A 13,385-nucleotide genomic window follows, 5' to 3' on the forward strand; every position below is an offset into this window, starting at 1 on the left:
GAAAGGACCTTTTGCTTTTATGCAGGAGGTCTTTTTTTGTTAACATGGAAAAGACATTTAAGATCATTCCGCCCCTTTAGGAGATATCTGTAAAAAAGAAAGTAACTCGTAGAGTTTGGAAAGTAAAAAGGACATTCAAGAAAGTAAACACTTCATTTTGGAAAGTAAACTTTGATTTGACTGGAATATGGCAGCGTGCACAACTTAAATCAAACTCAAATTCTGAAAAAGTCTTATTTCCTAACTTCACCGAGGTAAAATCCATAATGGGCCAAAAATCGTACTATGAAGGTACATCTGCCGGACCTGTTTAAATCAACTGACCAAGAAAAACAGGAAAAACATTTCAAAATATTCAAAATCCATCCAAAAAAGAGTATGATAGAATAGATGAAATTAAAGATATTAGCCTGACTAAATAGTTACATAGAAAGTGCATCGTTTGGAGGCAACCGCATGTTAAAAGTATTTTTACTTCTTAGGCCATACCGTCTAGCAATGGGAGTGGCGTTAGCTTTAATGCTGATTGAGCTTGGTGTAGAGCTTTTGCATCCGCTTATAATGGCGAAAATAATTGATGATGGAATCTTAAAGAATGATATAAATGTCGTCATTTACTGGGGAAGCGTGATGATTGGAATTTCGATTGCGGCTTTTGCTGCAGGTGTTACGAATTCCTTTTATGCGGCTCACGTAAGTCAAAGCTTTGGCTTTGATGTACGTAAAAATCTCTTTGAGAAGGTTCAATCTTTCTCCTTTGCAAATTTTAACTTGTTCCCTGCATCCTCTCTCATTACAAGAATGACAAATGATGTCACACAGCTTCAAAATACGATTTTTATGAGCTTTCGTATCATGCTCCGTGCGCCTCTGCTGATTGTTGGGGGAACGATTATGGCACTAATCGTAAATGCAAAGCTGGCGCTCATTTTACTCGTTTCCATCCCGCTTTTATTAGGTTTCCTATTTTGGATGATGAAAAAAGGAAGTTCCCTCTTTAAAGCAGTGCAAGAACGGCTTGACTCCGTAAATGGTGTGATGCAGGAAAATCTGACAGGGATGAGAATTATTAAAGCTTTTTTGAGAAGGAATTTTGAAGTATCCAGATTCACAAAAGCAAATGAGGAACTAAGAGATGGTACTGTTACAGCACTAAGGCTGATGGAAATCGCAATGCCTCTATTATTGTTGGTAATGAATATCAGCATGTTGGCAATCCTTTGGTTTGGAAGCATCAACGTAAATTCAGGAGAAGCCAAAGTAGGGGAAGTAGTGGCAATCGTTAACTATGCGCTGCGGATTTCTTCTGTATTATCTATTTTTTCGTTTATTATTATGGCTTTTTCACGTGCAAAAGCTTCAGCTGGGCGCATTCATGATGTTCTTGAAACAGAAGTAGATTTAAGGGATTCGATTGATGCCAAAGAGTCGTCTGTCATTGAAAAAGGAGATATTGAATTTAAGTCTGTTTCTTTTACTTATCCCGGGACAGAAACGGCTGTTCTGAAGGACCTTTCTTTTACTGCGAAAGCGGGAGAAACGATTGCGTTGTTAGGTGCAACAGGCTCGGGGAAATCCTCTATTTTTAATCTGATTCCAAGGCTATACGACGTAACAGAGGGTGCCATTTTCATTGATCAAAAGAATCTGCTGGCAATGAAGCTTGAAAGTTTGCGCGGCCAGATCGGATTCGTGCCGCAGGAATCCCTTTTGTTTACAGGCTCCATTAAAGAGAATATTGCATGGGGAAAAGAAGGGGCATCAATTGATGAAATTAAGGAAGCTGCAGGCAATGCTCAAATCCATGAAACAATTGAGAACCTTCCAAACGGCTATGATACAAGAGTAGGTCAAAAAGGAGTCAATCTCTCAGGCGGACAAAAGCAAAGGATTTCTATTGCAAGAGCACTTGTCCGAAAACCTAAAATTCTTCTGCTGGATGACAGCACAAGCGCTTTGGATTTAAAGACAGAAGCGAAGCTCTTGAAAGCCATTAAAGCTTATGATTGCACGATTTTCATCATTACACAAAAAATCAGCACGGCTATGGAAGCGAGTCAAATTTTGTTATTGGATGAAGGTGAAATTCTGGCAAATGGTTCACATGATGAATTAATGCAAAAATCCCTTCTTTATCAGCGTATCTATCAGTCTCAGTTTGGGGAGGAGGCATTGCACAATGTTCAACGAGCTGAGTAAGCCTTTTCGGTATCCAAAAGTAAACCAGGGAGAAACCGTTCAGAAGAAGACAACGAAGCCTAAAAATTGGTTTGCGACAATAACCAGAGTATGGTCGTATCTTGCACTTAATAAAGGGCTGATGTTTCTAGTACTCCTAATGGTTGTTCTCAGTTCATTTTTAGCGCTTCTCGGCCCTTACTTAATTGGACGGGTAATTGATGATTATATCGTGACAAAAGAAAGCAGCGGTTTTATCGCACTGCTTGCCGCTTTAATTGTTATTTATATTGTGCAGTCCATTTCCTTGCTGCTCCAGAATATATGGATGATCGGCATCGCTCAAAATACCGTTTTTACAATGAGAACACAGCTTTTTCGTCATTTTCATAGCCTGCCGATTTCTTATTTCGACAAGCGTCAGCATGGAGAGCTTATGAGCAGAGTAACCAATGATATTGAGAATGTGAGTTCTACCTTAAACAGCTCGGTCATTCAAATTTTTTCAAGTATTCTTACTCTCGCAGGAACCGTAGGCGTCATGCTCTGGTTAAGCCCCATGCTTACAATCATTACCCTGACCATTATTCCGATTATGTTCTTTGGAATGAGGTGGATCACAAACCGGACAGGAAAGCTATTCAAAGCCCAGCAGCAGAACTTAGGAAATCTTAATGGGTTTATTGAAGAAACCATATCTGGTCAGCGCATCGTCAAGACGTTTTCGCAGGAACAAAAAGTGATCTCGGAGTTCCTTGAAAAAAGTGAACGGCTAAAAGGGGCTGGCTTCTGGGCCCAGACCATTTCCGGATTTATTCCGAAACTGATGAATGTGCTTAACAATTTAAGCTTTGCGGTTATCGCGGGGGTTGGCGGCATTTTTGCATTAAATGGAATGGTGTCAATCGGTGTCATCGTCATTTTTACCGAATACTCGCGTCAGTTCACGCGTCCTTTAAATGAGCTTGCAAATCAGTTCAATACGATTTTGTCTGCTGTTGCAGGAGCTGAGCGAGTCTTTGAAATTCTCGATGAAGATGAGGAAATGAAAGATGAGCACTCTGCTTCAAATCTTCAGGAAGTGAAGGGAAAGATAAACTTTAAGGATGTTTCCTTTTCGTACGAAGAAGAACAGCAAACAGTGCAGAATTTGAGCTTCACAGCTTCTCCAGGTGAAACAGTTGCCATTGTTGGTCCGACGGGTGCAGGGAAAACAACAATGATCAATCTGCTATCCCGTTTTTACGATCCTGATAAAGGAGTTATCCTGATAGACGGAATGGAAAGTACGAGAATCAGAAGAAATAGCTTGAGGGAACACATGGCGTTTGTACTTCAGGATCCTTTCCTCTTTAGAGGCACAATCATGGAAAATATTCGCTATGGACGCTTAGATGCAACAGATGAAGAAGTGATTCATGCTGCAAAAGAAGCAAATGCTCATTCTTTTATCATGAAAACAAAGAATCGGTATGATACCGTGCTTACACAAGATGGAAGCGGAATAAGCCAAGGTCAAAAACAGCTGATATCTATCGCAAGAGCGATTCTTGCAAGTCCTGTGATTCTCGTTCTTGACGAGGCGACAAGCAGCATTGATACGATTACGGAAATGAAAATACAAGAGGCCTTGCAGAGGCTGATGAAAGGCAGAACAAGCTTTGTCATTGCCCATAGATTAAACACGATTCAAAAGGCTGATCAAATTTTTGTACTTGAGAATGGGAAGCTGATTGAAAGAGGAAGTCACGAATCTCTTTTAAAAGATAAAGGATTTTACTATGCTCTTTATAAGAGTCAGCTGAAGGACGAAGTGTTGTAATTCCTATATTTTCATTAGTGGATTGGGTCATGCTATACTTAGGATGGAGGTGGTACGATGCGTTTATCAAATAAAAAAGTCATTGCGCTAGTCAGTGCAGATTTTGAAGATCTGGAACTGTGGTACCCAGTGCTTCGTTTGCAGGAAGAAGGAGCCGAAGTTCATTTAGTCGGTGAAAAAGCAAATGAAACATATATCGGAAAATACGGTGTTCCAGCAACATCGGACTATGCGTTTGAAGAAATTCGTTCAGAAGATTATGATGCAATTCTAGTCCCTGGCGGTTGGGCTCCTGACAAATTACGAAGATATCCTGAAGTCTTGCAAATGGTGCAGGATATGCATGAAAAGAAAAAGCCAATCGGCCAAATTTGCCATGCAGGCTGGGTTTTGATTTCTGCAAAGATTTTAGAAGGCAGAAATGTAACAAGCACACCTGGCATCAAAGATGATATGGAGAATGCGGGTGCCATTTGGCATGATGAAGCAGTTGTTGTCGATGGACATATTATTTCCAGCAGAAGACCGCCAGACCTGCCTCCTTATGTAAAAGCTTTTGCAGATGTTTTAGCTGAAAAATGAATATTTATAAATCAATAAGAGAAAGTGTCATGTAATATGATGCTTTCTTTTTTATTTTTATATAATTGGCTGAATAAAAACAATATAAAAGGATGTATTTTAGTCTACTATTCAGATAAAGGGATCAACAAATGCCTGAATGTCAATAAATAAAAAGAATAAGATACTATAGACGGATAACAAATAATATTATAATATATTTTCAGAATATTAATTTTCTTTAGAAGAATCATATAATTTAAATGAAAGATTCTATTAGGAGGTGGTTCGACTAGAGTTAGGGACGGATAAAGTCAATATTTTGCATCAAAATACGATCAAAAAACGGGGGATACAAATGAAAAAGAGAAGATTAATGGCAGTGTTTATGTCACTAATGATTTCAGCGGGCGTGATGGCTGGATGTGGTGCAAAAAGCACAGGTTCATCTGAAGGAGAAACAATTAAAATTGGTGCGAATCTAGAATTATCAGGCGGAGTAGCGTCTTACGGCCAATCCATTTCAGAAGGATTGGAGCTTGCTTTAGAAGAGATCAATAAAGAAGGGATCGACGGCAAAAAGATTGAACTGGTTGAGTTTGACAATAAATCAGATGCAGCTGAAGCTACAAATGGAGCGATCAAACTCGTAAGCCAAGATAAGGTAGCTGCCATTATTGGAGCAGCTACAAGTACAAATACATTGGCTCAAGTACAGATTGCACAGGATAATAAGGTGCCATTAATCACACCAACTGGAACGAACCCTGCGATCACGAATACGGATGGCAAAGTGAATGACTATGTATTCCGTACTTGCTTTATCGATCCATTTCAAGGAACGGTTGCTGCAAACTTTGCAACTGGAGACCTATCAGTTAAAAATGCAGCTGTTCTAATCGACAGCTCAAGCGATTATGCGAAAGGTCTTGCAAAATCCTTTAAAGAATCGTTTGAGAAAAACGGCGGTAAAATTGTTTCAGAGGAAGCTTATGTAGCTAAAGACACAGACTTCCGTGCAACTCTTACAAGAATCAAATCATCTAATCCTGAATTTGTATTCCTTCCTGGCTACTATGAAGAGGTAGGTCTAATTGTGAAACAAGCCCGTGAGCTTGGCATTGATGTTCCTTTCATGGGAGGAGATGGATGGGATTCTCCGAAACTGATTGAAATTGCAGGCGGAGAAGCACTAAATAACACATTCATTACAAACCACTATTCTGCTGGAGATCCATCGGAGAAAATTCAAGACTTTGTAAAAGCGTTCAAGGCTAAATACAAAGATAAATCTCCAGATGCATTTAATGCACTTGGATATGATACTGGATATTTCCTTGCTGATGCTATTAAACGTGCAGGCGGCGCTGATCCTGAGAAGCTTCAAAAAGCAATCGAAGAAACAAAAGATCTTGCTCTTGTTTCAGGTAACCTGACGCTTGATGAGCTTCATGATCCGGTTAAGTCTGCAGCTATCCTTGAATATAAAGATGGCGAGCAAACATTTAAAACGAATGTAGATCCTGAATAAACAGGCAAATAACAAATGGAATAGGGGGCAATGCCTCCTATTCTGAATTTTTTAATGAAACTGCCATACAAAATAATAGGCTTTCAGGGGAGAAAGAGATTATGGAAATTTTTCAGCAGATTGTCAACGGAATATCTCTGGGCAGTATTTATGCGTTAATTGCACTTGGCTATACAATGGTATATGGCATCGTAAAGCTCATAAACTTTGCTCATGGTGATGTGTTCATGATTGGTGCCTTTGTAGGGTTTTACTCGATTACAATTTTAGAGCTTGGTTTTTTCCCGGCTTTAATCATCTCCATGGCAGTTTGTGCATTATTCGGAGTTTTAATCGAGAGGATTGCTTATAAACCTTTGAGAAATGCGACTAGAATTGCAGCTCTAATAACAGCAATTGGAGTTTCCCTCCTCATTGAATACGGAGTTATTTATGTGAGAGGAGCACAGCCGGAAGCCTATCCTGGAACTGTTCTTCCATCTGAGAGCATTTCAATTTTCGGCGTCACAATTAGCAGTCAGTCATTATTTATTCTGGGTATTTCTGTCGGGCTTATGATCTTGCTTCAATTTATTGTTCATAAAACGAAAATCGGCAAAGCCATGCGTGCGGTTTCCTTTGACGCTGATGCAGCAAGACTGATGGGGATCAACGTAGATAATACAATTTCTGCTACATTTGCAATCGGTTCTGCTTTAGCTGGTGCGGCAGGTGTTATTTTTGGAACGTATTATATAAAGATTGAACCGTTAATGGGGATTATTCCAGGTTTGAAGGCCTTTGTCGCTGCAGTATTGGGCGGAATCGGTATTATTCCAGGTGCGATGGTAGGCGGATTGCTTCTCGGAGTCATTGAATCACTCGTAAGTGCACTTGGCTATTCATTATGGCGTGATGGTGTAGCGTTTATCGTTCTTATTCTTATACTTATCTTCCGTCCATCAGGATTGTTTGGCAAAAACGTTAGAGAGAAAGTGTAAGGGGGATGACAGCAATGAAGAAATCAAAAGGGTTTTGGTTATCCATCGTTTTAGCATTCGTTGTTTTCATCGTCGTTCAGGTTTTAATCTCTGGCGGGTTTATGAACATCTATCTTGTCAATGCACTGTTCTTTATGGCTATTAATATTATATTGGCTGCAAGTCTTCATCTTATTATTGGAATTACCGGCCAATTTTCAATTGGACATGCAGGCTTTTTGGCGGTAGGAGCATATGCTTCAGCTGTTATTACAATGAAGATGCAGCTGCCGTTTTCAGTTGCCTTGATTGTCGGCGGACTTGCAGCTGCAGTTGCGGGTCTCATTATTGGAATACCAAGCTTACGTCTAAAAGGGGACTATCTTGCCATTGCTACACTTGGATTTGGTGAAATTGTCCGCATTACGCTTTTGAATATTGATTATGTCGGCGGAGCAAGCGGTATGCAGGTATCCCATCTGACTACATGGCCTTGGGTGTTCGGGTGCTTGCTGATTACCATTCTTGCGATTGTCAATTTTACGAATTCAACTCATGGACGGGCCTGTATTTCCATTCGTGAAAATGAAATAGCAGCAGATGCAATGGGCATCAATACAACGTACTACAAAGTTGCGGCTTTCGTGATCGGGTCCTTTTTCGCAGGAATTGCAGGCGGACTGTTCGCGCATAACTTTTATATCATTCAGCCAACAAACTTTGGCTTTTTAAAGTCATTTGATATTTTAATCTTTGTTGTTCTTGGGGGACTAGGCAGTATGTCTGGTGCTGTTCTGGCTGCAATCCTGCTTACAATTGTCTCTACATTCCTTCAGGAATACCCAGAGACGAGAATGATCATTTACAGTCTTGTCCTGATCGTGATGATGCTTTATCGTCCACAAGGCTTGCTTGGCACGAAAGAAATCACTTCTTTTTTCAAAAATCGCAATGGCATCAAAGGAGGTCCGGATCATGACAGCAAAAACACCGTTGCTTAATGTGCAGAATTTAGGCATAAAGTTTGGGGGTCTTAAGGCTCTTTCAGGCGTAAATATTGAATTGAAAAAAGGTGAGCTTGTAGGATTGATTGGACCAAACGGTGCTGGGAAAACGACCTTTTTTAATCTATTAACAGGTGTATATGTTCCGACTGAAGGAACGTTAATGCTTGAGGGTCAAAAGCTGAACGGACTTGTACCTTATAAAATTACGCGTAAAGGAATAAGCAGGACGTTTCAAAATATTAGACTGTTTGGCGAACTTTCTGTTTTGGATAATGTTAAAGTAGCCTATCATTCTCTTGCCAAGCACTCAATCGCAAGCTCTATTCTCAGGCTGCCTGCCCATTTTTCAGGAGAACGCGAAATGGAAGAAAAAGCGATTGAATTTCTTAAAATTTTCAAGCTGGACAAAGTGAAGCACGAGAAAGCAAAGAACCTCCCATACGGACAGCAGCGCCGGTTAGAAATTGCGCGTGCGCTTGCAGCTCACCCTAAACTCTTGCTCCTTGATGAGCCTGCTGCAGGGATGAATCCTCAGGAAACAGAAGAACTGATGAATTTAATTGCATTTATCCGTGAAAAGTTTGATTTAACCGTGTTGCTGATCGAACACGATATGCCGCTAGTCATGGGGGTTTGTGAACGAATTTATGTGCTCGATCATGGTCAGTTAATCGCTCAGGGAGCGCCTGAGGAAATCAGGAACAATCCAAAAGTCATCGAAGCGTATCTCGGCGAGGAGGTTTCATAATGCTGAAAGTGAATGGTATCAATGTTTACTACGGAAATATACAAGCAATAAAGGATGTCTCTCTTGAAATCAATCAAGGTGAAATCGTGACGCTGATTGGAGCGAACGGTGCTGGTAAGAGCACCCTTTTAAAAACCATTTCAGGGCTATTAAAGCCTAAAAAGGGAGAGGTTCTCTTTCAAGATAAACCGATTGCAGGAAAAGCCGCTCAAACAATCGTAAAACAGGGAATCTCTCATGTACCTGAAGGACGTCGGGTGTTTGCCAACATGTCGGTAGAGGAGAACTTGGAACTCGGTGCTTACTTGCGCAAGGATAAAGCTGAAATCAAACAGGATTTCGAAAAAGTGTTTGAACTCTTTCCAAGATTGCTTGAACGCAAAAAACAACAGGCAGGAACACTCTCTGGGGGAGAACAGCAAATGCTCGCAATGGGACGCGCCTTGATGGCCCGCCCTAAGCTCCTCCTGCTTGATGAACCATCGATGGGACTCGCGCCGCTGCTTGTAAAAACGATTTTCAGAATCATTGAAGAGATTAATAAGACTGGCACAACAATTTTATTAGTCGAACAAAATGCGAATATGGCTTTATCAATTGCAGACAGAGTATATGTAATAGAAACAGGCAAGGTTGTGCTGTCTGGAACAGCAGAAGAATTGAATGCAAGCGATCAGCTGAAAATGGCATATCTCGGTGGCCATTAATAAGAGGGGCTGTCCATAAAGTCATTTTTCACTGACTTTATGGATAGCCCTTTCTTTTGGGATCTTGCCCCATCAAAAGTGGTAGCGCACTACCGCGACTGATGCCACTTTTTATGCTTTGAACCGTTAAAAGAGGTAATACTAAGGCGACTGATGCCAATTTTTATACTTGAACTGTTAAAAGAGGTAATACTAAGGCGACTGATGCCACTTATTATGCTTTGAGCTGTTAAAAGAGGTAATACTAAGGCGACTGATGCCACTTATTATGCTTTGAGCTGTTAAAAGGGGTAATACTAAGGCGACTGATGCTACTTATTATTATCACAAAAAAAGCAGGCAGGAAAAACGGAAGTTTTTCCTGCCTGCTTCATTTTAGGGATTTATAGGACAGCCCCTTTTCCTGTTAAAATAATTTTTTCGCTTTTGTTTCTTTTCCAAGAATAACTACGGCTAACACACCGATCAGGATAGATACACAAAAGATTGAAAAGATCACGGTCATAGGAGCATTTTGTGCTACAAGATAACCAACAACTAATGGTCCCAAAATACCGCCAATTCGTCCAAAGGAAGCAGCCATTCCAGCTCCAGTACCGCGAACAGCAGTCGGATATTGCTCTGGAGTATAGGCGTATAGGGCTCCCCATGCTCCTAAATTGAAGAAAGATAAGAATATTCCTGATGTAAGCAGCAGGGCAAGTGATTCAGCAGTTCCGAAGAAATAGGCACTTAGAGCAGTACCGATTAAATAAGTTGTTAACACAAATTTTCTCCCAAACTTTTCAATAAACCACGCAGCGGTGAAATATCCCGGCAATTGTGCAAGAGTCATGATCAGGACATATTGAAAGCTTTTTATTAAACTGAAGCCTTTCAGCACCATTACGCTCGGCAGCCATAAAAACATGCCGTAATAGGAAAAGACGACGCAAAACCAAAGGATCCAAAGCATGGTTGTTTGACGAATGTAATCTTTTGACCAGACCGTCTTTATATTTTGCAGAATGGAAGGTTTTTCTGCTTTCTTTATTGCTAAAAACTGAGGGGAATCCGGCAATTTAATTCGTAAGTATAACGCATACAATGCAGGCACGGCACTTAGCAGCAGCGCTGTTTGCCATCCATAGCTTGGGATAATGAAATATGAAATGAGTGCAGCAATAAGCCAGCCTGCAGCCCAAAAGCTTTCAAGAAGCACAACAATTCGTCCGCGTTTTTCAGGAGCAACACTTTCGGAAACGAGTGTTGATGCAACCGGCAATTCTCCGCCAAGTCCCATTCCGACAAAGAATCGGAGGATGAGGAAGGCTGTTAATGTTGTTGTGAAAGCAGATAGTCCGCTCCCGATTGAAAAGAGAAGCAACGTAATAATAAAGACATGTTTCCGGCCAATCCGATCTGATAAAAGTCCAAAAACAAGGGCCCCAACAGCCATTCCGATTGAATTCATACTCCCTATCCATGCCATTTGCTTTACGCTTAAACCCCATTCAGACTGCAGGGCCGCTATAATAAATGACAGCATCCCTACATCCATCGCATCAAACAGCCAGCCAAGGCCGGCGATTCCCAGCAGCTTACGGGTTGGAAGTGTATTTGTTTTCTCCATATTATCCTCCTAAACAGCTGTCTGGAACAGCTGATGAAATTACAAGATTTCAATAATCCTTTTTATTTTAGTCTACCTTCTAAAATATATCTATTTTTGAATGAAGGGAAGGGAATTAATTTTTAAAAATTGGCTTTGTTCGTGAAAATTGTTAATTTACATAGATAGACATATTCAATTATTTCATTAGCATCCTAATATGATGGAAAAGATACAATGTTTCAGAAAAGATTCTAAAAATAAGATATCTAAATTTACATACTTTTCAGAAAAATATATAATGAAAAGGTGGAAAATTGACAAGAAGGAGGATTAGGTTTTTACGTTATTTAAAAAAGGGGGAATTGATAGTGAGTAATGGAGAGTCATCGAAACAGCTGAGTGCAGAGTCTTCAGTTGATTACACAAAAATTGTTCAGTCACAATCCTTTCAAAAGCTGCTTCAGGCTAAACGTAATTTCATCTTGCCTATGTCCTTATTCTTCTTAGCGTTTTACTTTACTTTGCCAGTATTAACAGCTTATACGACTGTACTGAATGAGTATGCAGTCGGACCGATCAGCTGGGCGTGGGTGTTTGCATTTGCCCAATTCATTATGACATGGACGCTTTGTATTCTTTATTCAAGACGAGCGAAACACTTCGATGAGATCGTAGAAGAAATTGTTGCCGAGGCAAAAGGATAAAGGAGGAATTTTACAATGAACATGCTAGCATTTTCTCTCTTTTTGGGAATCGTCATTCTAACACTATTCATCACATATTTCGCCTCCAAACGAACGAAGACAACAAGTGATTTCTACACCGCAGACAGCAGTTTAACAGGCTGGCAAAACGGACTGGCTATTGCAGGCGATTATATGTCTGCTGCATCTTTCTTAGGGATCGCAGGTATGATAGCGCTTTCTGGATTTGATGGATTCTTTTACAGTATTGGCTTTTTGGTCGCCTACCTTGTTGTTTTATATATTGTGGCTGAACCACTTCGCAACCTGGGGAAATACACAATGGCAGATATGATTGCAGTCAGATTTAAAAATAATAAGGTACGTGGTGTTGCCGCTCTTAATACGATTTCAATCTCAATCTTTTATATGATTGCTCAGTTAGTTGGAGCGGGTGGACTTATTCATCTGTTGCTTGGAATTGATTACGTTTACTCTGTTCTAATTGTAGGTACGCTGATGACCATTTATGTGGTATTTGGCGGAATGACAGCAACAAGCTGGGTGCAGATTGTAAAAGCTGTTCTGCTTATGATTGGAACCTTCATTATTTCCATTATTGTTTTTGCTAAATTTGATTTCAGTATTATGAAGATGTTTTCAGAGATGCAGACAGCAACACCGCTTGGGGAAAGCTTTTTGAATCCCGGAAATAAGTTTAAGAATCCGCTTGATACGATTTCCCTGAATCTTGCTCTTGTTTTGGGAACAGCTGGACTTCCGCATATTTTGATTCGTTTCTTTACAGTTAAGGATGCTATTACTGCACGTAAATCAGTTGTTTATGCAACTTGGATTATCGGTGCGTTCTATGTTATGACCGTGTTCTTAGGATTTGGAGCTGCTGCATTTGTTGGCTATGACAATATCGTGGCTGCGAATTCTGCAGGGAACATGGCTGCACCGCTGCTTGCTGAAGCTATTGGAGGAGATTTCCTATTTGCATTCGTATCAGCAGTAGCCTTCGCTACGATTCTCGCTGTTGTCGCGGGACTTGTACTTTCAGCTGCCTCTGCTTTTGCCCATGATTTTTACAGTCATATTCTCCGAGGCGGTGAAGCGACTGAGAAAGAGCAAGTTGTTGCAGCTAGATGGGCATCAATTGGTGTAGCTGTTCTCTCTATTATTCTCGCTTTATTTGCCCAAAATATGAATGTGGCGTTTTTGGTTGCACTAGCCTTTGCCGTTGCGGCAAGCGCAAACCTGCCAATCCTTTTATTCACGATTTTTTGGAAGCGTTTTAATACAGCTGGAGCGGTTTCAGGTATGCTGACAGGATTACTCAGTTCACTGATTCTTGTAGCGATAAGTCCTAACGTATGGTCACCTGAAGCTGGTGCTGCCATTCTGGTAGGAGATCCTTTGTTCAGTTTATCTAATCCAGGAATTGTTTCAATACCACTTGGCTTTATTGGGGCTTACATTGGAACCATTGTTTCAAACAAGAAGGAAGATGCTAAGAAGTTTGATGAAGTACTCGTGAAAGCTAATACTGGGATGAGAGACGCTTCACAGTAAGAAAGAAGCCTCCTGCT

Annotated in this window: 11 protein-coding genes; 10 read left to right on the forward strand and 1 reads right to left on the reverse strand. The window is 40.5% G+C overall.

The genetic code is table 11. The features are described from left to right. The first annotated feature begins 456 nt into the window (after positions 1-456). The 8 genes from CYJ36_RS17930 (at position 457) to CYJ36_RS17965 (ending at position 9,513) form a co-directional block, all read left to right on the forward strand. The gene (locus tag CYJ36_RS17930; RefSeq protein WP_101568629.1) at positions 457-2,199 is read left to right on the forward strand and encodes an ABC transporter ATP-binding protein; all 1,743 of its coding nucleotides are present in this window, start codon (positions 457-459) and stop codon (positions 2,197-2,199) included. Further along, positions 2,180-4,000 (forward strand): ABC transporter ATP-binding protein, encoded by a 1,821-nt coding sequence (locus CYJ36_RS17935; protein ID WP_101568630.1) that lies wholly within the window; start codon positions 2,180-2,182, stop codon positions 3,998-4,000. Before CYJ36_RS17930 ends, CYJ36_RS17935 begins: the two co-directional genes overlap by 20 nt. Positions 4,001-4,057: 57 nt before the next feature. Next, positions 4,058-4,582 carry a type 1 glutamine amidotransferase domain-containing protein gene (locus CYJ36_RS17940; RefSeq protein ID WP_101568631.1) on the forward strand — a complete coding sequence of 175 codons (525 nt, stop codon included), beginning with the start codon at positions 4,058-4,060 and terminating at the stop codon, positions 4,580-4,582. 337 nt (positions 4,583-4,919) lie between these two features. Continuing rightward, the gene (locus CYJ36_RS17945; RefSeq protein WP_101568632.1) at positions 4,920-6,092 is read left to right on the forward strand and encodes an ABC transporter substrate-binding protein; all 1,173 of its coding nucleotides are present in this window, start codon (positions 4,920-4,922) and stop codon (positions 6,090-6,092) included. A gap of 101 nt (positions 6,093-6,193) precedes the next feature. After that, positions 6,194-7,072 (forward strand): branched-chain amino acid ABC transporter permease, encoded by an 879-nt coding sequence (locus CYJ36_RS17950; RefSeq protein WP_101568633.1) that lies wholly within the window; start codon positions 6,194-6,196, stop codon positions 7,070-7,072. A 5-nt stretch (positions 7,073-7,077) separates the two neighbouring features. After that, positions 7,078-8,052, forward strand: coding sequence for a branched-chain amino acid ABC transporter permease (locus CYJ36_RS17955; RefSeq protein WP_101568634.1), 975 nt, complete (start codon positions 7,078-7,080; stop codon positions 8,050-8,052). Next, the gene (locus CYJ36_RS17960) at positions 8,027-8,806 is read left to right on the forward strand and encodes an ABC transporter ATP-binding protein (protein WP_101568635.1); all 780 of its coding nucleotides are present in this window, start codon (positions 8,027-8,029) and stop codon (positions 8,804-8,806) included. Before CYJ36_RS17955 ends, CYJ36_RS17960 begins: the two co-directional genes overlap by 26 nt. Further along, positions 8,806-9,513, forward strand: a complete 708-nt coding sequence (locus CYJ36_RS17965) for an ABC transporter ATP-binding protein (RefSeq protein ID WP_101568636.1) — start codon at positions 8,806-8,808, stop codon at positions 9,511-9,513. Before CYJ36_RS17960 ends, CYJ36_RS17965 begins: the two co-directional genes overlap by 1 nt. Before the next feature lie 406 nt (positions 9,514-9,919). On the opposite strand, the gene CYJ36_RS17970 is transcribed toward CYJ36_RS17965, so the two are convergent. After that, positions 9,920-11,125 (reverse strand): MFS transporter, encoded by a 1,206-nt coding sequence (locus CYJ36_RS17970; RefSeq protein ID WP_101568637.1) that lies wholly within the window; start codon positions 11,123-11,125, stop codon positions 9,920-9,922. Positions 11,126-11,472: 347 nt separating this feature from the next. Between CYJ36_RS17970 and CYJ36_RS17975 the strand changes: the two genes are divergently transcribed. Continuing rightward, positions 11,473-11,811 carry a DUF485 domain-containing protein gene (locus CYJ36_RS17975; protein WP_101568756.1) on the forward strand — a complete coding sequence of 113 codons (339 nt, stop codon included), beginning with the start codon at positions 11,473-11,475 and terminating at the stop codon, positions 11,809-11,811. Between the two features lie 15 nt (positions 11,812-11,826). After that, a complete protein-coding gene (locus CYJ36_RS17980; protein ID WP_101568638.1) occupies positions 11,827-13,368 on the forward strand; it encodes a solute symporter family protein in 1,542 nt (513 codons plus the stop codon). The last annotated feature ends 17 nt before the right edge of the window (positions 13,369-13,385 follow it).

The organism is Bacillus sp. UMB0893 (assembly GCF_002858905.1).
Taxonomy (GTDB): domain Bacteria; phylum Bacillota; class Bacilli; order Bacillales; family Bacillaceae; genus Bacillus_P.